At 59.3% G+C, this 23,115-nt stretch carries 23 protein-coding genes, 4 tRNA genes, 1 other RNA gene and 1 pseudogene; 14 read left to right on the top strand and 15 right to left on the bottom strand.

What is annotated here, in order from left to right; translation table 11 throughout:
• Positions 1-3 precede the first annotated feature (3 nt).
• Complete coding sequence (gene iolD / locus IIC71_08760; protein ID MCH7669269.1) at positions 4-1,854, bottom strand: 3D-(3,5/4)-trihydroxycyclohexane-1,2-dione acylhydrolase (decyclizing); 1,851 nt, start codon at positions 1,852-1,854, stop codon at positions 4-6.
• A gap of 258 nt (positions 1,855-2,112) precedes the next feature.
• Here iolD and IIC71_08755 point away from each other — a divergent pair, with 258 nt between their 5' ends.
• From IIC71_08755 to IIC71_08730, 6 genes are all read left to right on the top strand, one after another.
• Entirely contained in the window at positions 2,113-3,105 is a 993-nt protein-coding gene (locus tag IIC71_08755) for a Gfo/Idh/MocA family oxidoreductase (protein ID MCH7669268.1), read from the top strand.
• A complete protein-coding gene (locus IIC71_08750; protein ID MCH7669267.1) occupies positions 3,102-3,989 on the top strand; it encodes a TIM barrel protein in 888 nt (295 codons plus the stop codon). Before IIC71_08755 ends, IIC71_08750 begins: the two co-directional genes overlap by 4 nt.
• 54 nt (positions 3,990-4,043) lie before the next feature.
• Positions 4,044-5,018 (top strand): 5-dehydro-2-deoxygluconokinase, encoded by a 975-nt coding sequence (gene iolC / locus IIC71_08745; protein ID MCH7669266.1) that lies wholly within the window; start codon positions 4,044-4,046, stop codon positions 5,016-5,018.
• Positions 5,005-5,907, top strand: a complete 903-nt coding sequence (locus IIC71_08740) for an aldolase (GenBank protein ID MCH7669265.1) — start codon at positions 5,005-5,007, stop codon at positions 5,905-5,907. Before iolC ends, IIC71_08740 begins: the two co-directional genes overlap by 14 nt.
• Positions 5,900-6,751, top strand: coding sequence for a 5-deoxy-glucuronate isomerase (gene iolB / locus IIC71_08735; GenBank protein ID MCH7669264.1), 852 nt, complete (start codon positions 5,900-5,902; stop codon positions 6,749-6,751). Before IIC71_08740 ends, iolB begins: the two co-directional genes overlap by 8 nt.
• Before the next feature lie 227 nt (positions 6,752-6,978).
• Positions 6,979-7,866, top strand: coding sequence for a patatin-like phospholipase family protein (locus IIC71_08730; protein ID MCH7669263.1), 888 nt, complete (start codon positions 6,979-6,981; stop codon positions 7,864-7,866).
• A 151-nt stretch (positions 7,867-8,017) separates the two neighbouring features.
• Here IIC71_08730 and IIC71_08725 read toward each other — a convergent pair whose 3' ends face one another.
• The 3 genes from IIC71_08725 to IIC71_08715 form a co-directional block, all read right to left on the bottom strand.
• Entirely contained in the window at positions 8,018-8,860 is an 843-nt protein-coding gene (locus IIC71_08725; GenBank protein MCH7669262.1) for an SGNH/GDSL hydrolase family protein, read from the bottom strand.
• 254 nt (positions 8,861-9,114) lie between these two features.
• A tRNA-Ser gene (locus IIC71_08720) sits at positions 9,115-9,201 on the bottom strand.
• A gap of 72 nt (positions 9,202-9,273) precedes the next feature.
• Positions 9,274-9,362 (bottom strand) — tRNA-Ser (locus IIC71_08715).
• A gap of 40 nt (positions 9,363-9,402) precedes the next feature.
• Here IIC71_08715 and IIC71_08710 point away from each other — a divergent pair.
• The 3 genes from IIC71_08710 to speB all read left to right on the top strand — a co-directional run bounded on the left by IIC71_08710 (position 9,403) and on the right by speB (position 11,314).
• Entirely contained in the window at positions 9,403-9,855 is a 453-nt protein-coding gene (locus tag IIC71_08710; protein MCH7669261.1) for a nucleoside deaminase, read from the top strand.
• Positions 9,856-9,927: 72 nt separating this feature from the next.
• A tRNA-Ser gene (locus IIC71_08705) sits at positions 9,928-10,017 on the top strand.
• A 325-nt stretch (positions 10,018-10,342) separates the two neighbouring features.
• Positions 10,343-11,314: an agmatinase gene (speB, locus tag IIC71_08700; GenBank protein MCH7669260.1), complete on the top strand. Its 972-nt coding sequence runs from the start codon at positions 10,343-10,345 to the stop codon at positions 11,312-11,314.
• 10 nt (positions 11,315-11,324) lie between these two features.
• Here the strand turns inward: speB and IIC71_08695 are convergent, their stop codons facing one another.
• From IIC71_08695 to IIC71_08680, 4 genes and pseudogenes are all read right to left on the bottom strand, one after another.
• Entirely contained in the window at positions 11,325-12,176 is an 852-nt protein-coding gene (locus IIC71_08695; GenBank protein MCH7669259.1) for a hypothetical protein, read from the bottom strand.
• A gap of 236 nt (positions 12,177-12,412) precedes the next feature.
• Positions 12,413-12,868, bottom strand: a complete 456-nt coding sequence (locus tag IIC71_08690) for an NUDIX domain-containing protein (protein MCH7669258.1) — start codon at positions 12,866-12,868, stop codon at positions 12,413-12,415.
• A 108-nt stretch (positions 12,869-12,976) separates the two neighbouring features.
• A pseudogene (locus IIC71_08685) lies at positions 12,977-13,515 on the bottom strand (FMN-binding negative transcriptional regulator).
• Between the two features lie 69 nt (positions 13,516-13,584).
• The gene (locus IIC71_08680; protein MCH7669257.1) at positions 13,585-13,989 is read right to left on the bottom strand and encodes a thioesterase family protein; all 405 of its coding nucleotides are present in this window, start codon (positions 13,987-13,989) and stop codon (positions 13,585-13,587) included.
• Between the two features lie 212 nt (positions 13,990-14,201).
• Between IIC71_08680 and ffs the strand changes: the two genes are divergently transcribed.
• Positions 14,202-14,470, top strand: an RNA gene (ffs, locus tag IIC71_08675) — signal recognition particle sRNA large type.
• 36 nt (positions 14,471-14,506) lie between these two features.
• Here the strand turns inward: ffs and IIC71_08670 are convergent.
• From IIC71_08670 to IIC71_08655, 4 genes are all read right to left on the bottom strand, one after another.
• Positions 14,507-15,133, bottom strand: a complete 627-nt coding sequence (locus tag IIC71_08670; GenBank protein ID MCH7669256.1) for a class I SAM-dependent methyltransferase — start codon at positions 15,131-15,133, stop codon at positions 14,507-14,509.
• 9 nt (positions 15,134-15,142) lie between these two features.
• Positions 15,143-16,396 (bottom strand): serine--tRNA ligase, encoded by a 1,254-nt coding sequence (gene serS / locus IIC71_08665; GenBank protein MCH7669255.1) that lies wholly within the window; start codon positions 16,394-16,396, stop codon positions 15,143-15,145.
• Positions 16,397-16,475: 79 nt separating this feature from the next.
• Positions 16,476-16,922 (bottom strand): DUF4446 family protein, encoded by a 447-nt coding sequence (locus IIC71_08660; protein ID MCH7669254.1) that lies wholly within the window; start codon positions 16,920-16,922, stop codon positions 16,476-16,478.
• Positions 16,919-17,923, bottom strand: coding sequence for a hypothetical protein (locus tag IIC71_08655; protein ID MCH7669253.1), 1,005 nt, complete (start codon positions 17,921-17,923; stop codon positions 16,919-16,921). Before IIC71_08655 ends, IIC71_08660 begins: the two co-directional genes overlap by 4 nt.
• Before the next feature lie 219 nt (positions 17,924-18,142).
• On the opposite strand from IIC71_08655, the gene paaF reads away from it, so the two are divergent.
• Both paaF and IIC71_08645 read left to right on the top strand, forming a co-directional pair.
• Positions 18,143-19,438 (top strand): phenylacetate--CoA ligase, encoded by a 1,296-nt coding sequence (paaF, locus tag IIC71_08650; GenBank protein MCH7669252.1) that lies wholly within the window; start codon positions 18,143-18,145, stop codon positions 19,436-19,438.
• 74 nt (positions 19,439-19,512) lie between these two features.
• On the top strand, positions 19,513-20,505 hold the full coding sequence (locus IIC71_08645) for an adenosine deaminase (GenBank protein ID MCH7669251.1): 993 nt from the start codon (positions 19,513-19,515) through the stop codon (positions 20,503-20,505).
• Positions 20,506-20,566: 61 nt separating this feature from the next.
• Here IIC71_08645 and IIC71_08640 read toward each other — a convergent pair whose 3' ends face one another.
• The 3 genes from IIC71_08640 to IIC71_08630 form a co-directional block, all read right to left on the bottom strand.
• On the bottom strand, positions 20,567-20,962 hold the full coding sequence (locus IIC71_08640; protein ID MCH7669250.1) for a hypothetical protein: 396 nt from the start codon (positions 20,960-20,962) through the stop codon (positions 20,567-20,569).
• A gap of 81 nt (positions 20,963-21,043) precedes the next feature.
• Positions 21,044-21,331: an NIPSNAP family protein gene (locus tag IIC71_08635; protein MCH7669249.1), complete on the bottom strand. Its 288-nt coding sequence runs from the start codon at positions 21,329-21,331 to the stop codon at positions 21,044-21,046.
• 127 nt (positions 21,332-21,458) lie between these two features.
• A tRNA-Leu gene (locus tag IIC71_08630) sits at positions 21,459-21,542 on the bottom strand.
• A 132-nt stretch (positions 21,543-21,674) separates the two neighbouring features.
• Here IIC71_08630 and IIC71_08625 point away from each other — a divergent pair.
• Both IIC71_08625 and IIC71_08620 read left to right on the top strand, forming a co-directional pair.
• Entirely contained in the window at positions 21,675-22,877 is a 1,203-nt protein-coding gene (locus tag IIC71_08625; protein MCH7669248.1) for a glycosyltransferase family 4 protein, read from the top strand.
• Positions 22,878-22,882: 5 nt separating this feature from the next.
• Positions 22,883-23,115 (top strand): GMC family oxidoreductase (locus IIC71_08620; GenBank protein MCH7669247.1); only part of this gene is annotated, 233 nt, incomplete at its 3' end.

Here is a 23,115-nt window from a genome sequence, read left to right as displayed (position 1 = left end):
CCCTTACTCGACCCAGATTCCGGGACGTTGGTGTTTGCGTTCGGCGTCCAATTCAGCCCGAGCCACTCGGACCTGGTCTCTGTCAGATACCTCGGGCACGCCAACCTCCCACCAGGCGCCGCCATCCGTCCACTCGTAGGGGTCCGTATCGATGACGATCACGTAACTCTTCTCGGACTGCTTGGCTCGTGCGAACGCGGCGCGGAACTCTGCAATGCCGACAACTTTTTCAGCAGTCGCGCCAAGGGACTCGGCGTGTTTGACGAAATCAACCCGAGCCTCGCCCACCCTTTTTGTGTCCCTCAGCAAATTGTTGAACTCTTCTCCACCGGTGTTCACCTGGAGACGGTTGATGACAGCAAATCCGCCGTTGTCGCACACAATGAAGATGACCTTGTGCCCGGTTGCGACTGTCGAGTAGATGTCCGAGTTCGCCATGAGGTACGAACCATCACCAACCCACGAGATCACTTCCCGCCCTGGGAGAGCCATCTTCGCTCCCCAGGCACCGGCGATTTCGTACCCCATGCATGAGAATCCATATTCAACGTCAAAACAGCCAACCGACTTGCTCATCCACCCCATGTTGATCTCACCAGGCAGCCCACCAGCCGCGGACACCTGATAGTCGGTGTCGTCAGCCATGTCGTTTACCGCGCGAACAACCTGGGCGTACGTCGGAATGTCGGTGTTGCGAGCGACAAGTTCATCGAGATAGGCGTACCAATCACGTCTCTCTTGACCGGCCCGCTGCAACCATTGTTCGGGGGCCTTGTAGTCGCCAAGCAGGTCATCCAAGGCCGTGATCGAGACTTGAGCGTCGCCGACCACGGTGACAGCGTGATGTTTGGTTGCGTCGAAGCGCCCAACATTGATCGACACGAGGCGCATTTTGGGGTTCTTGAAAACAGACCAAGACCCGGTTGTGAAGTCTTGCAGACGAGTCCCGACAGCCATGACGACATCGGCGTCAGCAGCGAGCGCATTCGCTGACGTGCTGCCCGTCACACCGATCGGCCCGGCGTAGTTCGGATGGTCAGACACCATGGTCGACCTCCCTGCCACGGTCTCGACAACGGGGATCCCACGTCGGACCGCAAAGGCGGTCAACTCTGCAACCGCCCCGGAGTAGCGCACCCCGCCACCTGCAATGATGAGCGGTTTCGAGGCGGCTGAGAGAAGGGACGCAGCTGCGGCGATTTCCCTGACGTCTGGGCCGGGGCGCCGAATCTGGTGGACGGTTGTTGCGAAGAACTGCGCCGGGTAGTCATAAGCTTCAGCAGCAATGTCTTGCGGCAGCCCGATGTATGCGGGACCGCAGTCAGCTGGGTCGAGCATCACGCCCAGGGCTTGAGGCAGGGTTTGGATGATCTGTTCGGGTCGCGTAATGCGGTCCCAGAACCGGGTGACAGCCCGAAACGTGTCGCTGACAGTCGTCGAAGGACTGTCGAAATGTTCGACCTGCTGGAGGACAGGGTCGACGATACGGTGCTGAAATGTGTCACCGCTGATGAGCAGGAGTGGAAGCCGGTTGGCGTGCGCCACCGCGGCGGCCGTAACCATGTTCGTCGAGCCTGGCCCGACCGATGAGGTTGCGATCATGATCTGGCGGCGGTTTTTCGCTTTCGCAAACGCGACTGCGGCGAGCGCCATGGACTGTTCATTGTGTCCTCGCCACGTCGGCATCTCGTTTTGCACCTGGGCAAGGGCCTCGGCGAGAGAAACGACGTTGCCGTGACCGAAGATTCCGAACACACCGGGAAATACAGGCACTTCAACACCGTCAATTTCCGTACGTTGTGCGACCAGCCATCGGACAATCGCTTGGCCCGTAGTAAGTCGAACAGTCTCCATGGTTACTCCGTAGAAGTGTGGTTTGAAATGATCACAGGGGTTCTCCGCAAGTGCAGTTCCGCGCTAATCTGCACGCTCGCCGCTTGGGCCGTCGATCAGCAAGATGAAGAAGACGGGTTCGCTATCCAGCATATCCCAACTTTGACATCGAATTGGTGGCGAGTATACCGTCCCATTTTTGGAACGTTCCAACTTCAACACAGAAGCATTTTTGGAACGTTCCAACTTCAACACAGAAGACCTTGCCAGGAGATACAGATGAAAGTAGGCCTCATCGGAGCCGGCCGCATTGGGGCCATCCATGCCAATAATCTGAGCCGCCACCCAGATGTGTCTGCAATCGTCATCACTGACGTGTTCCCTGCCTCGTCCGAACGCGTCGCCTCGGCTGTCGGCGGCACTGTTGCAACGGACACGAACGAACTGCTCGAATCGGTGGATGCGGTTGTCATCTGCACACCGGCCGACATGCACGTCGAAGAGATCGAGCTTGCCGTCTCACACGGTGTGCCCGCGCTGTGCGAGAAGCCGATCGCCATGAATCTCGCGGACGCCGACCGAGCCGTTGCCACGGTCGCCGCCAGCAATGTTCAGGTACAGATGGGGTTCAACCGCAGGTACGACCCCGGGTACCGAGCAGCTCGGGATCTTGTCGCAGACGGAAGCCTCGGCACCCTCACACTCATCGTCGGACAACACCACGATTACGAGCTGCCAAGCGAGCAATACATCGAACATTCAGGGGGCGAGTTCCGCGACCAGCTGATCCATGAGTTCGACATCCTCCGATTCATTACCGGCCGAGAAGTCGTTCAGGTTCACGCGGCAGGCTCCACGAAGGGGTTCGACTGGTTCAAAAAGTTTGGTGATTACGCCCAGTCGGTGGTCACGTTGTGGCTCGATGACGGCACGCTTGCCGCCCTGTGTGGATCGCGCCAGGACCCTGTCGGATACGACGTTCGAATGGAAGTGTTCGGCACCAAGGACTCGATAGCGATCGGTCTCGATCCGCGCACTCCGTTGCGTTCGGTCGAGCCGGGTGTTCCACCGCCCAGCGACCCATACACCGAGTGGATTCCACGTTTTGGAGGGACTTACGAAAGCGAGATGAACGCGTTCATCTCCATGGTGAAAGACGGCGGTCAGGCAGAATGCTCAGTGCAGGATGCGAGGTCAGCGCTCGTGATTGCGGAGGCGTGCACGCTGTCAGCCCGTGAGGGACGGATCGTGACTACGGAGGAAGTGACATGACATTCTTGAGCCGCATCGCGGGCGCGCCGATTACCTGGGGCGTCGACGGGTCTCCCGGATGGGGCCATCTCATGAGCGCCGAACGAGTATTGACCGAGATGAAACAGATCGGGCTCTCTGCGACCGAACTCGGTCCGGATCGCTACCTCGCGTCCACCACTGAGGAACTGCAGAGTCTTCTCGATCGTATTGGGCTTGCCATGGTCGGCGGCTTCATCCCCGCCGTGCTGTACGTCCCCGAGCTGAGCGCTGAGAACCTTGCATACATCAATCGTGCTGCGGCAACACTCGCAGCCACCGGAGCGCCGGTTATGGTGCTCGGGCCGGACTCCCCCCACGCTGGCTACGACATTCAGATTGACCTGAACGATGCCGAATGGGACACGTTCCTTACCAACCTTGGCGAGGCGATTGAAATTGCATCCCGCCACGGTCTGCGAACCGCCCTGCACCCACATTGGGGGATGGCCGTCGTCCGCCAAGATCATGTCGAGCGAGTCCTTGCAAAGACCAGCGTCGATCTGTGTATCGACACTGGTCATCTTGCCCTCGCAGGGGCCGACCCGGTAGCGATAGCAGAGTCTGCAACCGGGCGTGTCGCCCACGTCCACCTCAAAGACCTCGATCCCGGGCTGGCGAAACGGGTAAGTTCGGGAAGCCTGGCGTTTCGTCAGGCGGTGATTGACGGACTGTTCGTACCGCTCGGTTCTGGCAGCGTTGATATTCGTGCGTTCATCGAGACCCTCGAAAAGGATCGCTACGACGGCTGGTATGTCATCGAACAAGATATCGTGTTGGACACCGAGCCCGACCCGGGAGAAGGACCGATCATTGCAGCAGCGGAGAGCTTTTCGTTTTTGGAGGATGTGGCACATGGTCTGTGAGTGGCGCTCAAGTCATTGCGCTGAACCTGGCGCGGCGCCATCGTGCGATGGCCAATGGTGAACCATGAGACCGGACCTGACGACAAGGTCGGTTTTGAGGTCATCACGATCGGTCGCGTGAGTGTCGATCTCTATCCATCAGAAATCGGGCTTCCGCTGTCGCAGGTGAAGTCGTTTGGAAAGTTTCTTGGTGGAAGTCCAACAAATGTCGCGGTGGCTGCGGCCCGCTACGGCCACAACTCGGCAGTCATCACCGCTGTCGGGGATGACGGCTTTGGCGAGTACGTGCGAGTCGCGTTAGGCGAGTTCGGGGTTGATGACCGTTACGTCAGCACCGATACGCAGTATCGCACGCCACTTGTCTTTCCCGAGATCTACCCGCCGGACAATTTTCCCCTGCTCTTCTACCGAGAGCCAAAGGCACCGGATATGAACATTTCGGCAAGCGACCTAGATCTAAATGCGATCCGCGATGCAGACATCTTCTGGACCACGGGCGCCGCCCTTGCCGATGAACCGAGTCGCACCGCAACGCTCGCGGCCCTTGAAGCACGCGGTGAAAAGCAGCACACGATTCACGATCTCGACTACCGCGAGAGCTTCTGGTCTTCTCCCGAAACAGCGGGGCAGTATCAGCGAAAGGCGCTGAGCCTCGTCTCGGTGGCAGTTGGCAACCAAGAAGAATGCAAAGTCGCCGTTGGTCCCGGAACGCCTGAACAACAGGCGCAGCGTCTCCTAGAACTCGGCCTGGAAATCGCCATCGTGAAGATGGGACCTGACGGGGTACTACTTGCAACGAAGGACGGTATCGAGAGAGTTGCCGCGTTGCGTATCGACGTCGTCAACGGCCTAGGTGCCGGCGACGCCTTCGGCGGGGCGCTGTGTCACGGTCTACTTCTCGGCTGGGACCCGATCGATATTCTCAGTTTTGCCAACGCTGCGGGTGCGTACGTCGCAACGCAGCTCGCTTGTGCCGACGCCATGCCAACTGAACAGCAGGTGAGGGAGTTCATGGATGATCACGGATAGCGCCTTCGCGGAGTTGCTACGAGTCCGGGCGGAGAAACCTGAGGCGGTGGTTGCCGCCGCGAGGCGAAGGTCCCGGGCGACCGTCGCGACGGTTGCGGCGGCTGGCGATCTGTTCCTGGTGGCAGCCGATCATCCGGCACGCTCGGCACTGGCGGTCGGCGAAGATCCGTTCGCAATGGCCCATCGTCGATCTCTGCTGGACCGCATCGCTACCGCACTCGAACACCCGCGGGTTGACGGTGTTCTCGGCACCGCCGACATCGTTGAGGATCTTTTGCTGCTCGGGTTACTCGAAGACAAACTGGTTATCGGATCGATGAACCGAGGCGGGTTGGCCGGAAGCGTGTGGGAACTCGACGATAGATTCACCGGATACGATGCGGCTCACATCGCGGCGATGCGGTTCGACGGCGGAAAGATGCTGCTGCGGATCGACCCACATGACGACAGAACGAACGCCACCCTCGAAGCCTGCGGCCACGCGGTGACCGAACTTGCGGACCTTTCGCTGATGGCGATGGTCGAACCGTTGCCCGCGCACCACACAACCGATCATCGCGTCGTCATCTCCAAAGAGCCAGACGACATCATTCATGCAGTCTCGGTTGCTTGCGGCCTAGGAGCAACATCTGCGCACACATGGCTAAAGATCCCGGTGGTCGAAAACATGGAGAGGGTTATGGCGTCCACGACCCTGCCGACTCTGCTGCTCGGCGGGGACCCAGGGAACGATCCCGCCACAACGTATGAGGGATGGCGCCGGGCTTTGGAGATTCCACAAGTGCGCGGCCTCGTTGTAGGGCGCACACTGTTGTATCCGAGGAGCGGTACCGTGATGGAAGCCGTGGACCGCGCTGCTCAACTACTCCAAGGAGGCCGACATGGTTAGACGGTTCTACCCAGCAGGATCGAGCGGTAGCGGAAACGCTCTGGTCGACATCGACGCTACCCGGGCCGGTTGGCGGTACTCGGGCCTACGCGTCCTCAATTTGGACGCGAACGCCACTCACGATCTCGTCACGGGCACCACAGAAATGGCGATCCTCCCTCTCTCGGGAGGCGTGACCGTTCAAGTCGAGTCTCATTCCTTCACTCTCGCGGGTCGGTCTGGGGTGTTCGACGCAGTCACCGACTTTGCGTATGTGCCCATCGACACCTCGGTTCGGCTGATCGCTGACCAACCGTGCCAGATCGCGTTGTGTACGGCCGAAGCAACACGACGCATCGACCCGTACCGCGTCGATGCCAAGGACGTCCGCGTCGAGGTGAGGGGCGGCGGTTCCGGCACTCGCCAGATCAACAACTTCCTCAGCGCCGACTCCGCTGATGCACACAAGCTGATTGCAGTTGAGGTGTTAACGCCCGAGGGAAGCTGGTCGTCGTATCCCCCACACAAGCACGATGAGACGAGTGAAACAGAGACCGAACTTGAGGAGATCTACTACTTCCGCATTGCGGGAGATGACGGGTTTGGTCTCTTCAACGCCTACACCGATGACGGCGAGATCGATGACACGATGAGGGTGCAAGACGGTGACGTATATCTCGTGCCACGCGGCTACCACGGTCCCGCAGCGGCAGCCCCCGGGCACCACATGTATTACCTCAACGTCATGGCCGGCCCGTCACCCGACCGCGCCTGGAGATTCTGCGATGACCCCGTACACGCCTGGGTCCGAGCATCGCTAGACAACCAACCAACCGACCCCCGCCTCCCGATGACGAGCCCGTAGCCAAACCTACACGAGCAACACGTCGCGTAACGAATAGGGGTTCGGTTCTTGGACGATGAGGAGACATGTCACGGCGGCCGCCCGCCGACGACTGAACCAAGTTCTTCTCGACCTGCGAGCCGCACAAGTCGGTGCAGCAAAGAGGAGAGGGCCGCGGTCCCTTGTCATACTCCCTCGCTGCTGACCGATGCGGAACAAAACAGCGGTCCGGTCGTATTATATTTGGTATGGGTGAAAACGTGATCGGGGTGTTCGAGGGGGGTGGCATCCGCGGCATCGCATCGGCAGGGGCCGCTGCTGCTGCAATGGACAGCGGCTACGTATTTGAACGTGTGGTCGGGACCTCGGCGGGTGCAATGGTCGGTGCCCTCGTCGCTGCCGGGTACTCGGCGGGAGAACTCCGATCGATTGTGTGCGACGTTGATTGGCCCGGACTCATGGACGCCGACTTTGTCGCCAGAATTCCGGCGATTGGCCGACGCCTGGCGATGCTGAGGAGCAACGGCATATTCATGGGAAAGGAGATCGAACGCACCTGGAACGAACTCCTTGGCAGACGCGGCATCCGCACCTTCGCAGACCTCGTTGCGGCCGATTCACCGACGACCACATTTCGCGTGATCGTGACCGATGTCACCCACGTGCGCGGCCTCGTGCTGCCGGATGACCTCGAAAAACTCGGTCGGACACCAGAAAGCACCTCGGTCGCGTGGGCGGTGCGCGCCTCGTCTGCCGTGCCGTTCGTGTTCCGACCCGTCAAGGTGAAAGTGAAGGGCCATGAAACGTTGCTCATCGATGGCGCAATGGCAGCAAACTTTGGGCTACGGGTGGTCGACATGTCGGCGGGTCTCCCGATCCTGGGATTCCGATTCGAGACCGGCACATCCGAAGAAGACCACCGGCTGATTAACGGTCCCGTTTCGTACGCCGCGGCTGTCGTGGCCTCCGGTATCAAAGCTCGCGACGCCCTTGGCAGTCTCCCCAACGTCGAAGCCCACGTCATCGTGGTGCCGGCAACTCGCGACCCCCTGGACTTCGACATCACAAAAGACGAAGCCGCCCAGATGTTTGACGAGGGCTACGAAGCCACCTCCCAGCAGCTCGCCAACTCGTAACGCTGCTTCCCGCCAGGCGATCTGGCCCGAAATCCCAAAACCGGCGTCCCTACCCCGACCGGGGCGCGGTTGTGGGCGCAACATGGAGTTGCGCCCACAATCACCAACCTCTGCAAAGAGTTGCCGCCTTCTGGGCAGCACGCTCAAAGAGCTAGTCGTCGTTAGAATCGCCACCATCATCGTCGAACAGGTCCAGATCTTCGATCAGATTACTGAACGTTTTAGCGATCTGCTTGTAACCCTTGTTTGTCGGATGAATGTCAGGTTGCAATCCAGATGTGGCCGTTTCAAAGAGGCTTTGAACATAGGTTCCGTGCTGCTTCGCGCACATCCGCGTGTACTTGCAGATTGATCGGAAGTTCTTGGGGATCTTCCCGTTCGTGTCGAACGTATCGAACGCGGTCTCAACATCCGCAACCGGCACACTGAATACTCCATACACCGCTGCGAGCGCTCCGTTGAAGAACGGAACAAGCGGCTGTGTCGACAGAGCAAGCGCGGGATCGACCGGCCAGAAACCGAGGTTCGAGTTGTAGTAGTTCATCGCAATGATCGGGACGCCTGGTGCGGCGGCTTGCAATGCCGCGAGAATTACCGTCAGGTTTGCGCCGATCTGATCAAGAGCACCGAAGAAACAAGGGATCCCCGCTGGGGTAGCGAAGTTGCAACCGAGGATGTCGTTTGCACCCATCGTCAATGTGATGAGCTTGACTTCGCCGGGGTTGGCCACCAGATAGGCAAGCGCGGCGGCCAACTGCGAGGATCCGCCGGGTGGCAGGAATGCGCTATCTCCGTAGCAGAACGACCCGTAGTTACCGTCGAGCATTTCGCGGGTGTCATCGCCAGGGCAGGCGAGGTTCACGAACGTGTCGAACCCGTATTCATCTTTGAGATCTTTGAACAAGCGGCCGGTGTACCCGTTGTCGGTAAACGGTACTGGCTGCTGGGTGCCGGCAGCGATCGAATCTCCCAACGCCAGGTAGGGTGCCGCCACCGCCTTCACTCTCGTCGTCGTGCGCCAGCGCAGGTGAGACGACCAAAGTCGACATCGCAAGTGCGGCGGAAATGAGTAAAATCAAACGTCGTTGCATACAAACCTTCTTTTTCGACTTCCACACCTTGACGCCGACCACTCAGAGAAGTCGGAAAAAACGCGTAGTGCAACCAAATATGGGTCCCTCCGTGAAGCACCTCACTGCGCGACCCAGACCGTGCGAACTCGCGCATCGCGGCGGCCCTGTGGTTTTGCGGAGGGAGTGGGATTCGAACCCACGGAACCCATAAGGGCTCGACAGTTTTCAAGACTGTTGCCTTCGTCCGCTTGGCTATCCCTCCAAGCTCTTGCCGCAACGCGGCGCATCGTCCCGAAAGGAACAACGGACTCGTCACCTATCGGTATCGAGACTGCGGAGGGAGAGGGATTCGAACCCTCGAGACGGTTACCCGCCTACACGCTTTCCAAGCGTGCGCACTCGGCCGGACTATGCGACCCCTCCGGAGGTGTGCCATATTAACCCTTCCGCACTTAGGTGATTTATGGATCTTTGGAACACGGTAATGGAATCGGCGCTTATCGAAGCCCAAGCTGCAGCGGACCACGAAGACGTTCCCGTCGGCGCTGTGCTGCTCGACCGCGACGGCAAGATCGTAGCGAGCGACCACAATCGCCGAGAGCAACTGGGCGACGCAACTGCGCACGCCGAAATACTCGTCATCTCGCAGAGGTCGCGAGAGCTGGGCAACTGGCGACTCACCGGACATACTCTCGTCGTGACGCTGGAACCGTGTGCGATGTGTGCAATGGCCGCAGTGTGGGCTCGTGTGGACCGCATTGTCTACGGGGCAACCGATACCAAGGCTGGCGCCGTATGGAGCCTGTTCAACATCCCACGCGACGAACGTCTCAACCATTTGATCCAGCTCGAAGCGGGAGTCCTGGAAGATCGGTGCGCGGCAATTCTGACTACCTTCTTCGAGGCGCACAGATAGCCGAGTTCGGCTCGGCACCAACTATCATCCTGCTCCTAGGCCACGTCGTCGCGATGACACATGGCCAAACCTGGAGAGATGGCCGAGTGGACGAAGGCGGCAGTCTCGAAAACTGTTGAGCTGTTATTTTCAGTTCCGTGGGTTCAAATCCCACTCTCTCCGCAAAATAGTTTGCGTTCCGCAAAGAACTCTCGCCGCAGCGAGAGCCTGCCGATAGCTGGCAGCTTTCGGCAGGCGCTGGACATCTGAGGTACCGAAATGTAGGTGCCCAGTTCAACCTCGCGTTTGGCGGTAGCGACCACAACTACGAACGCTTCACCGCCTCACAGCAGTGGGAGGCATCGCTGCCTCGAACGGTGTCCTGATATTCGACCTCGAGGACACCGGGTACATGTGGCAGTTCATAGACACGTTCGCCGGACGGTCAGTATCCGTCCGGGGCCTCACAACACGCGATATCGTTTCATCACCGACACGAGGCGATGTTATGAGTGATATTTGGCGGTTTGGGGCGTTTAATACCTATGCGGGTGTGCCCGCGGTTGCGTTGAGCGACCTTGGTGAGGGAGACGCCGACATCGTAATTGTTGGCGCGCCGATCGATTGCGGGACCACGTTCCGCTCAGGAACTCGTTTCGGACCGAAAGCCATTCGCGAAGCGGACTACCTCGACACCAACGCACGGCGTCCTCACCTACCAACCGGCGTCGACCCGTTCGAGGTGTTCCGAGTCGTGGACATTGGCGATCTTGAACTGCCGCCCGGTTACGCCGAGAAATCTCTCGAACGTCTTGCCGAGGCTATCGCTGAGATCTCCGCCAAGGGTGCCATCCCAATCGTGCTGGGTGGTGACCACTCGATCACCTACGGCAACGGTACTGGACTCGCACGAACGTATGGTGCCGGAAGTTTCGGGCTCGTTCACTTCGATGCGCACGCCGATACCGGTACCGATCACTACGGTGAGCTCCACGGCCACGGTACGCCGATGCGCCGCCTCATCGAGTCTGGTGCGGTCCCCGGGCATCGGTTCGTCCAGATCGGGCTACGCGGTTACTGGCCGAATCCTGATGTGATCGCCTGGATGGCTGAACAGAGGATGCGCACGTTCTTAATGTCCGAAATCGCAGATCGCGGTCTGCATGCAGTGGTGGATGACGCCGTGCAAGCCTGCACCGACGCAGGTACCAAGGGAGTCTTTATTTCGGTCGACGTCGACGTCGTCGATCCAGCCTTCGCGCCGGGTACGGGCACCCCCGAGCCCGGCGGCATCACATCGAGGGAACTGCTCGACACCGTACGACGGATTGCCAAGGAGCTGCCGGTTATTGGTGTCGACATTGTTGAGGTGTCACCACCGTACGACGGCCCGGGACAGATCACCGCATTTATGGCGAACAGGGTCGTGCTCGAAGTGCTCAACGGGATGGCAGAGCGCAAGCTCGCTGCCCAGGCCTGACGCTTCTCGCCTATCGCGAGAGCCGGATCTCGCAGCTCGTAATGGCGGTCCACACACTTACCCCGTCTTGTGACACCAGCGCCAGCGTCGACGCAGTGTCCACGAGTGCGTTCTTCCCGTCCCCGGCCAGACGGAGGTTCTCAAACGCGACATCGTCGAACAGTTCGAAAGGCGCGGTGTCGACCGCTAGTGGAGCACCGATGACACGCAACCCGGTAGCCACATCTTCGGCAACAACCCTGTCCGCATCCCACCACCCAACAATCGCCATCCCATCCGCAGGCCAGACGCCACCGGACTCCACGACGGACCCCGCCTGATCTACCAACGTCAGCAACACATGTTGCAACTTCGGAGTATTGGGAGCTCGCGCGGCGATCAAAACTCGATTGCGGGCCGGGCTTACGAACACGGGCGATGGCGCCAATGGCCCAACTCTCTCGCCCGATACTTCCATTGGAACGACCCAATCGAGAACACCCTCGATCGAAAGGCCACCCACGCCGGTGGTCACGTTGCCCGAGTCTGGGTCGGCTTGTACAACCGCTAGGAGCACCCGGCCGCCGAACGAGCCGAGCACGGGTGTCGGGCCGCTCTTGTCGAGGCGCCATCCCTGGAGGTCCAAACCAACCGACATCTCGCGATTGAAATCAAACAGGACGTTACGCTGCGGATCGACTCCGTAGGCACCCGAACCAATCAGCGCCACCCCTGGACGCGTCATAACAACAGCACCGAGGGCGGGGGTTTCGATGCTCGTGAACGAGCCGGTGCGCATCGACAGTACAAACACCGCCTCGTTAGCTTTAACCACAATTCGGCCCAGATCCGCTGTGGCTGCGACGCCGCGAGGTAGACCCACGCAAGACTCTGTGACTTGCACCGCAGTCGCCAAAGGAGCGTTCTGGCGCAACTGATCGGCCGGGATCTGGTATGGATCGTTGCCAAAACTGCAACTCGACATAACAAGTACGGCCAGTGCGACCGCACTTGCCGAAGCCCTACCTGTAACGCGCCTAAACCCCCGCATGCCAATGAGACGCCCACTAGTGCAGGATAGTTCCCAACAGTTGCGAAGTACCGAAGGCTATCCGGCTGTCACTTTCGGAAGGTTGTTGGGCCGGCGTAGTCGGCACCTAGAACCGTCGGGTCGATCTCCACACCCCGGCCCCAAGCCGCAGCAGGATCTACCCACTCCCACTCGACCACTTCGCCGTCATTCGCACTGATCTCGCCATCGAGAACCCGGCACCGAAACACAACCACCGTGTAGTCCACGGAGTCGCCGTTTGGATAATCGACGTGGTGCAGATGGGTCGACAAGACGCGCTCAGGCTCGACCCTGAGTCCCACCTCCTCAAACACCTCGCGAACCACAGCGTCAGCCGGTTGTTCACCGGGGTCGACCGCACCACCTGGGGTACCCCACATGTCATCATGAGTGAATACGAGCAAGATTTCGCCGACGTCGTTATGGATCACCGCTCCCACCGCGGGCAGCACCAGCAGTTGGCTACCAACCTTCGAACGGACAGACCTGAGATGATCAGACATCGGCACTTCGGACTCCTCCACAACGCGCGCCGTGACCCTAGAGGAGTTCCCCGAGAAAATTGCGAACCCTTCGAGACCTTGGTGTTAGGTAGTTGGTTCGCCAGCCAGTTAATCGTTCAGATGCTGCAACGCCATTGAGTCACCGGGACCATCTCTCTCGGCGAGCAGAGCCGCCACGGCACGGCGATGCTCGATATCGGCGTTGCCACCGTATTTGAACTTCGCACGGACCTCGTCGATTTCGATCTTGAGGCCTCGAATCGCCCGCGGCCGGCTTGCATGTTCTGAGGGATGGACCGCATCCGAGCCTGGCTCAAGATCGCCAAGCTGGCGTGCGAGAATGTCGGCAACCTCAGTGGGATCATCAATCACGATGCAGTACCGATGAGCTGAACCGCCGCGTAGTACGTCGTGGGAATTCCGCTGCGTGGATCTTCCTCACCAATGGCCTTCCACGCATCAGGGATGTAGGCCCAATCGCCTGCAATGCTGAGCACTACGTTCGGGTTCTCAAACAGGGCTTGAAAAACCGGGTTCGGCCTGGCGAGGTGCAACCACACGGTGTCTTCAATCAGTAGGAATTGCGTGGGCACATCCACCGCGACGTCGCGGTCGCTACCAGACGCAACAAGGTGACCGAAGCTGTTCGCCTCTGCGAATTTTCTCCACGCATCAGGCGTCGGCTACTCGTCATGGGCATGAATCAACACAGACGCCTACTCCCTCAACGTCTCGGCCACCGCACGTACCTCTGGAGTCAACGGCGTTGCCGATCGGCTATCGAGGTCGACAGAAACGCCAACCATCTCGCAGGTCGCCACGACCGTGTCGGTTGCCGGATTCACCATGGTGTGCAGGATCCGAATGGTTTGCTTGGAGGCGTCAACCACCTTTGTCGAAATCACAAGGCGTTCGCCGGCCACCACCTCGGCGTAATACTTGATGTGTTGCTCAACGGCCATCATGCCACGGCGGTTCTCGGACATCCATGACGCCCCCATGCCAAGTTCGGCGAAGAACGCCCATGTAGCCTCGTCGAACTTCTGCATGTAGTACGTGACGTTCATGTGCCCCATGTGGTCAATGTCACTCTTGCGGACAATGCCTCTGTACGTTTCCAAGCTCGCTCCGACCTGTCAGTTCTGAGGTTACCGCGATGCAGGTGACGCACCGCGGAGGCCTCGACACACCCAGACGGAAAGCCTTGACAGGTGTCACCCCTCGACCGAGTAGAAAACCGGTCCCGATCGCAAAGCAGTGTGCGGACGGAAAGACCTTTGTTTGGCGGCACTCGCGATTCCACACTGCTTCCGGCTTCACCTACCATGCATCCATGTGCTAGGCGGGGCGCTAGGGGTGCCCTCTTCTCGAAATCCTCTTCATGCGAGGCCGAATCCCCGCCCGAGGGCGTGGTTGTTCGGGCAGCACCGAACCACATAGTGTTGAACATTGGGTCCCGCCGCGGCGAGGCGTCGTGAATTGGGTCAGGTCCGGAAGGAAGCAGCTCTAAGCGGGTCAGTCTCGGGTGTGGCGGGAGCGCTCAATGCGAGCTGTGTATTTCGGAAAGCGCCGGGTGATCCACGTTCGACGGCGGGGGCGCACATAACCCCTGCCGTTACAACTTTGGCAGGGAAGCGTTCACCGCGACTTGCGCAGGATGACACCGTATACAAACCCCAGCGGACCCATCCTCCATACATCCTCAACCTCAAGAGCAAGGTCGGAGTAGAGAACCTCAGGGTGCGGCAACTTGTCGAGACTCCGGTGCAGATACGCGTATTCGGCGGGCGATCGGGACAGAAAGCCGACCGTGTGCAGGGTGATCGCCGAACCTGCCCTGTGGACGGCCGCGGCTGCGGAGTTGCGCGGCCGGCCCAGATCAACGATGCCCGCTGCACCCCCAGGTTTCAGCACGCGAGCAATCTCTTTCACCGCTTCAGGCACCGACTCAAGATTTCTTATGACAAACGCCGAAAACACTGCATCGAATGCCTCGTCCGCAAACGGCAAACGCTCTCCGTAGGCGACGACACGATGCACCGCAGCGTTCAAAGCAAGCATCTCTGGAGCTGGGTCGAGCGCCACGACAACCCGCTTGCTAAACAAAGGGTTTGCGGCACCGGTCCCTGCCCCGAGATCAAGGATCCTACCCGGGGGAAGCTTGGCAACCACCTTCTCCCGCCAACGCTTGTCCTGGCCAAGCGAAAGGACGGCGTTGATGCGGTCGTAGTTGCCCGCGATCTCGGAAAATACTTCAGCGGCCATGGGATTGCACTACCCGGTGATGGTTTCGAACCCGCAGTACGGCTGCAGAACCTCTGGAACCGCAACCGTTCCGTCGGGGAGTTGGTAGTTCTCGATGATTGCTATCAACATGCGGGCCATCGCCATTGCGGTCCCGTTGAGAGTGTGCACAAGCTGATTGCCGCGCTCACCCTTGAATCGGATCTTGAGCCGACGGGCTTGGTAGTCAGTGGTGTTCGATGCCGACGTGACCTCGCGATAGCGTGCTTGTCCGGGGAACCATGCCTCTACGTCGTACTTCTTTGCAGCGGACGATCCGAGGTCGCCGGCTGCGACGTTGACAACACGGTACGGGATGTTGAGCTTTTGCATGATCGACTCTTCGCGCGCGAGCAAAAAGTCGTGCTCGGCACCCGACTCATCCGGGTGGCAGAACGAAAACATCTCGACCTTGTCAAATTGGTGCACCCGAAAGATCCCCCGGGTGTCCTTGCCGTACGTCCCTGCCTCAATACGGAAACAGGTCGAAAACGCTGCGTAACGAAGTGGTAGATCTTCCGCTGCGAAAATCTCGTCGCCATGCATAGCGGCTAGTGGGACCTCAGATGTGCCGACGAGGAATAGCTCTCCACCGTCGACCCCGTAGACCTGATCCTTCTCACCTGGGAAGAAGCCCGTTCCGATCAGGGCTTGCTCGCGTACCAGGACCGGCGGCACGATGGGTTTGAATCTATACGGTTCGAGTTCGTCGAACACCCATTGGACCAGCGCAAATTCAAGACGGACCAGGCCGCCCTTGATAAACCCGAAGCGGCTCCCAGAGATCTTTACCGCCCGTTCCACATCGATTATGTCCAATGTCTCACCTATGGCAATGTGATCGAGAGTGGTTTCGAATTCCGGGACTGTCCCCCACCGCTTGATCTCGACGTTGTCTGCGTCGGTCATCCCATCTGCAGCGGTGTCGTCTGTGATATTGGGGAGAGCCATCCATTGGGCTTCGAATTCATGGTCAAGCGCGTCCGCCTCGGCCAACGCGGCCTTGTATTTGTCTGCAAGCTGCCCAGCCCGGTCGATCGCAGCCGTTCTCGCATCGCCCTCGAGTTGAGAAATCCCTTTGCCGGCGGATTTTTGTTCTGCCCGCAACTCCTCCGCCAACACTCTTGAGATACGCCTTTGGCGGTCAAGATCGGCAAGCACATCGAGATCTAAATCGATACCTCTGCGGGCAAGCGACGCGCGAAGGCGCTCGGGTTCTTTGCGAAGGTGAGACACATCGAGCATCGCTAGATGATACCGGGCCGCCATCCATCGGCGAAGCTCACGGACCACACCTGACACGACCCCGCGCTGCGCCAGTCTCTTAGGGACCCTGCACTGCTTGATCCACGGCTTGACGCTCCTCGGGTGAAAGCAGCTCTACTCCTTCACCACCTCGCAACTGTTTGGTGAAAAAACGGGTTTCGTTACGTCCTACCAAGAGAGTTATCACGATCCCGTCTGAGCGTTCGTTGAGAAGCGCAATGGCGCGCGACAACCGGCCGCCGACATCGCCGAAGGCATCGAACTCGACCACCCCCGTGCGGGTGATCGCGTACGGAAGCCGACTTTCTACTGAAATGAGTCGAGACTCGATGTCGGCGAGTACGTCGGAGATCGCACCGATCTCGTTGTCGACCCGTTTTAGGAATCCGGCAATGTGCTGTTCGTCGGGAACGCCACGCAACTGACGCGCCGTCGACGCCGCCTGTGCGTATGCAATCGCGGCGACTACCAGAGCAATGATCGCGATCGCGAGTTCTAATGTCATTCTCCCGCATTTCTACGAAACAGCAAACGCCAAATGTTCGACTTCGGATCAGAATCGTTCACCGTCGGGACCTCGACCACTGCCTCGTAGAGCGGCCCGGCTAGGAGCGGAAGATCAACGAACACAACAGTCGATGACTCTCCGCGTTTGAGTTCTTCAATAACGTCTGAGACAGTGAACACGTAGTCCCCACCCGGCTCGGCCAAGATCAGCGTCACTACGAGGTTGCGTTCAGAGAGGTTCCCGTTGTTGCTCACAACAACCGAGGCGGTGAACGTGTCAGCGAAAGGGAATACGGCCACCCCGTTTTGTTCCGAGACCGGCAGCGGGTCGACCGAAACACTCACCGCTACGTCACGAAACTCTTGAAGGAGGCGAAATTCACGCAGGCGCGTCGCCGTCAGCACCGCGTCGTACAAGTTGATTTGGGCCGGATCTATGTAGGAGAAGACGGGGAATGCATCCAAAGAGTATTCATCCGAAATCGGCGCCAGCAGTTCGGCCACCTGGCCGTAGGCTCGATCGCCGACCTTGAGTTCTTCGAACGCGGAAGCCAACAGACGTTCGCCAACGGTCACATCCTGGTCCTCGTCGACAGCAGCTAGAAATGCCTCATCGAGCGATCCGACCGCGTTCGTCCACGACGATGTCGCGACGGTGATAAACCCAGCAAGCACAGCAACTTCAGGCGCGACAGGAATTGCCGCGAGGTTGGCGTTTGCCGCCAATGCTCGAGCATGAAGCGTCGCGACCCTGTCTAGAACGACCTGGCGTTCCAAGTCGCCGAGGTCCAAAAGCAGCGTGGCGGCCTGGGTTGCGATCTCGCGGTGCTCGCCCAACGACTCTCGCGCCACGGCAACAAAATCCAGCACATCGCGCTGCTCAGACCGAGAACGAACGGCCAACGCAAACACCGCAACGAGAATCGTTAGGAATACAAGCAATACCGTTCGACGGCGCCGCCGCGGAGAACGATACGGGGTGTAGCTGTTGTACGCCATTGTGACCTTTTCTGGGACGCTGTGAGCCGACCCGGTACGTGCGAAGCACCTGATGCGTCGCACAAAGAAGTCTACGGTAAACCCCCGGCGACACGAATGGCAATGCTGAGTCGATGCCCGACGACCAGGCATTGGCGCATATGACTGACACGGCCCGCCGCACTCGGGTACTCTCGGAACGACCCGAGCCGCCAAACCGACTGGTGGAGCTGACGCCCGATGAGAACCACAGGGTTGGAGCCAATCGAAACCGCAAGCAGCGATGAGCTTTCATCGCTGCAGCTCCGACGTCTGCGGTGGACTCTGCACCATGCGTACGACAACGTTGCTTTCTATCGCAACAGCTTCGACGCTGCGGGTGTCCATCCGAACGACGTGGAGTCGCTCACCGACCTCGCCAACTTTCCCTTTACCACCAAGGCGGACCTTCGCGACAATTACCCCTTCGGGATGTCTGCGGTTCCGCGTGACCAAATCGTGCGTATCCATGCGTCGAGCGGCACGACCGGCAAGCCAACGGTCGTCGGATACACCAAGAACGACATCGACATGTGGTCCGCCGTGGTTGCCAGATCGATCCGTGCCGCTGGCGGAAATCGTGGAGACATCTGCCACGTTGCTTATGGCTACGGGTTGTTTACTGGTGGACTCGGCGCCCATTACGGAGCGGAACTCCTTGGATGCACGGTGATCCCGGTGTCCGGCGGACAAACCGGACGACAGGTTCAACTGATCGAAGACCTCAAGCCACGCATCATCATGGTCACTCCGTCCTACTGTCTGAATCTTGCCGATGAATTCGAGCGCCAGGGACTCGACCCAGCCAAGTGCTCTCTGGAGATCGGCATCTTTGGCGCCGAACCCTGGACCAACGCGATGCGTGACGAGATCGAGCATAGGCTCGGGATCGACGCAGTGGACTTGTACGGACTCTCCGAGGTCATCGGCCCCGGTGTCGCACAGGAGTGCCTTGAGACCAAGGACGGACCGACAATCTGGGAGGATCACTTCTACCCCGAGATTGTCGACCCGGAGACGAGTGCAACGCTCGCGGACGGCAACCACGGCGAGCTGGTGTTCACATCGCTGACCAAGGAGGCGTTCCCGATCATCCGGTACCGCACCCGAGACCTGACGCGGCTACTGCCGGGAACGGCACGCACGATGAGACGGATGGACAAGATCACGGGACGTAGCGATGACATGTTGATCATCAGAGGCGTCAACGTCTTTCCCACACAGATTGAGGAACAGGTATTGAGAGTGAAGGCGCTAGCTCCGCACTACCAAATCGAGGTAACCCGGGACTCCAACCTCGACGCCCTGCGTGTGCTTGTAGAACTACGCCCGCAGGCGATAGACATGGGCGACGAGACACGTGAGCAGATAGCCGCGGAGTTGCAACGCTACATAAAGTCATATGTGGGCATCTCGACCGCCGTCGCCGTCGGCGATGTCGGCTCTATTCCGCGGTCCCAGGGCAAGGCTCAGCGTGTCATCGACAAACGGCATTGAGCTACAAGCCGACCGGTCGCGAAAAGAGGGAGCGCAGCCCTAACCTCGGGTCAGCGGAGCCGGAAGGACCAAGAATGGAAGCATTCGTAAGGGGGCTCCCCAAGGCGGAGTTACACCTCCACATCGAAGGCACCCTTGAGCCGGAAATGATGTTCTCGCTCGCCGCCAGGAACGGCATCGACATCCCGTTCGCCAGCGTCGACGAGATACGCTCTGCCTACGAATTCACCGACCTCCAGAGTTTCCTCGACATCTACTACGCCGGTGCATCGGTACTCGTGACTCACGACGATTTTCGAGATCTCATGGCTGCCTACCTTGATCGAGCAATCGGTGACGGTGTCCGCAGGGCCGAGATCTTTTTCGACCCGCAGACGCACACATCGCGCGACATCCCGATGGAAACGGTGATCGGCGGGCTGGCTACGGCCCAAAGGGAGTACGAGGATCGCATTTCGACTTCGCTCATTCTGTGTTTCCTCCGTCACCTACCCCCGGCCGCCGCGGTGGAGACACTGCGCGAAGCGCTGCCGTATCGAGACAAGTTTCAGGCTGTGGGGCTCGATTCAGGGGAAGTCGGCAATCCCCCTGAGTTGTTCGTCGATGCCTACCGCGAGGCCGCATCTACCGGTTTAAGGCTCGTTGCACACGCGGGAGAGGAAGGCCCCGCCGCCTATGTGCGTTCCGCGCTTGACGTGTTGCGCGTTGAACGAATTGACCACGGCATCCGCGCAGCGGAAGACCCCGGCCTCATTGATCGACTCGTACGAGAAGCGATTCCACTCACGATGTGCCCGCTGTCGAATCAGAAACTCCAGGTGTTCCCCGACCTTCGTGATCACAACCTCAAGGACCTGCTCGATAAGGGTGTCAAAGTGACAGTCAACTCTGACGACCCGTCCTACTTCGGGGGATATGTGCTCGACAACTACCTTGCAATAGCAAAAGCCTTGGACCTCGACCGAGATGACCTCGCGCTCCTGGCCAGAAACTCCATCGAGGCAACCTTCCTCGATCAAGCCGAGAAGGCCGTGTTAATCGCCGAACTCAACAGCTACATCGCGTAAACGAAGGCGGCGCGCTGGAGAGGATGGACAACTGTCCACCCTCTCCAAGAGCGCGATGGAGCTATCCGAGAACGAAGAACCTCCACACGAGCAAGACCGAGAGCACGTACATCACCGGGTGCACGTCCTTTGGTTTACCTGACGTCGCTGTAATCACCGTGTGTGCCACGATGCCCAGGCTGATGCCATCGGTAATTGAGAACGTGAATGGCATGCCAACGATTGCAAGAAAAGCAGGGATTGACAGCCGATAGTCCGACCAATCGATCTTGGCAGCACCGCTGATCATCATCGCTCCGATGATGATCAGCGTGCCCGCCGTGTCGAAAAAGTCGACAAACAGGAAGGTGAACCCGATTACCCCGTTAGTGAAACCGGGAAAATCGACCATCCCGTCAGCACCAAAGTACACCTCGGCACCCGTAACGATCTGCGACCGAAGACTTGTCCAGATCATTACGCACCCCCTGCACACGGCGCGCTCAACCGTCGGACACACGCCGACTTTGTGGGTAGATTTGCCCGGTTGGTGCTCGTTCTACAGTGCCGCCGACACGAATTCGGAACGGGTCGTCTCGATGAACCGGGCAGGGTCTGGGGATAGAGCGATCCGCCCAGGCGACTCGTAATACAACCGGTCTGCCTCCTCAAAGTCTCCTTCGAAGCCGATGATCCACACAAAGCGACCCGTCTCCGAACTCGACCACGCACTAACGATCTCGAAGCCGGCTTGCGCTCGCAAGGGGACGACTTGAGATTTCCATTCGGCCACGAATTGGGACATGATCCCGTCCATGATCGTGTAATCGCGAAGTTGATACTGCACGTCTTTCTCCACTTGCCGCTCAGTCTCGCCACGAAATAGCGATAGCAAGGAGAGTACCGGCGCCGACCGGGGAGGCGAAAGTCGAAGCGACCGTTCAGCAAAGCTGAACTAACATCGCACACGCGTGTGGGCGAAGGGGGACTTGAACCCCCACGAGTGTTACCTCACAGGAACCTGAATCCTGCGCGTCTACCAATTCCGCCACTCGCCCGTGGAGGTGAGATGGTACCACGGCGGATCCCCGACCACGGTGGGCGATTCGTAGCCTCGGCATGGTTTCGTCCACTGATCGGCCATCGCTAGTGTCCGTTGGGATATGCGCGTCTTGATGTTCAGTTATTCGTTGAGCCCATCCGAGGGCTCTGAATCAGGTGCAGGGTGGGGTCTTCTCCAGGCCGTTCGGCGGTTCGCGGATGTCACGGTATTGCACGCCTCCTCTGATGCTGAGGAGCTGGCTCGCTACCAGACAGAACATCCGTCGTCCGGCGTCAAGTTTGTCCACGTCCCTGTTGCCAGATACCCCAACCCCGACCATCAGAACAAGATCTTCAGGTTCATTGCGTACATTCGGTGGATTCCTCGGGCGCGCCGGGCAGCACTCGGACTCATTGCCACTGAGCCATTCGATGTAATCCACCATGCCACTTGGTCCGTGTACTGGCTGCCTTCCGCCGCACGCGGACTTGGTCTCCCCGTCATATGGGGTCCTGTGGGCGGTGCCGTCATAACTCCGGGACCGCTGCGATCAACATTGAGCAGGCGAGACCTCCTTGAAGAATTCTTCGACGCATTCTCGGTCCGTCTCTCCGCCCTCAACCCCAGAACCAGAGCAATGTGGAAAGAGGCGACGATCGCACTCTTCCAGAACCCGAGCACACAACGTCGGGTTGGACGAAACAACTCGCTCGACGTACTTCTCAACCATGCTGAGTTCACTATTGCTCCCAAGGCGACCCAGGCGGAATCGACGGGGGAGATCGTGTGGGTCGGGGCGGTGGAGTCACGAAAGGGTCCTCTCCTTGCCGTACGAGCAATGCAGTACACCGATGCTGCCGCACGGCTTGTCATCGTTGGCGAGGGTCCACAGCTTGAAGCTGTGCTAAGGATGATCAACGCGCTGTCCTTACAGGACAAGGTACGGACCACAGGGAGAATTCCTCGAGCGGACGTGCAAAAGATGATGGCGGGTGCGGCCGCGACACTGTACACCGGCTTGCGCGAGGAGGGAGGACTTGCCCTCGCCGAGGGCCTGATGTCGGGAAGGCCCGTCATCGTTATCGGCAACGGCGGACCCCTGGTTCTGTGCTCCGCTGCGGGAAACGACAAACGAATCCAGATCGTGGCTCCGAACGATGCGGACACAGTGGAACGGGAACTGGCACAAGCAATCGACCACGCCACTCTCAACGACACAACTGAACGGGCACCGATGCTTACCTCAGAAGCGGCCGCTAGCCACCTTCACGAGTTGTTTCTCGCTGCAATAGCCTCAAGGGACGGTACCAATGTATCCGATACAGACCCCCAGAACACCGAAGGGGCATAACCACCGTGTTGATCGACGCACGAACCGTGGCCGACGGGGCAATCGTAAACGCCGACATCTGCATCATCGGAGGAGGGATGGCTGGTATCACTATCGCCCGAGAACTCATGGACACCAGCAAGACCGTTGTGGTGTTGGAAAGTGGGCAGGTAAAAGAAACGCCTGCGGCCCAGGAGCTTACGGACGGCACTTCGATAGGCGAAAAATACTTCGAGCTGAGCACCACCCGGTTCCGAGT

It is taken from the genome of Acidobacteriota bacterium (genome assembly GCA_022562055.1).
In the GTDB taxonomy this organism is placed as follows: Bacteria; Actinomycetota; Acidimicrobiia; order Spongiisociales; family UBA5794; genus BMS3BBIN02.
This window is presented reverse-complemented; position numbering and strand designations above follow the sequence as displayed.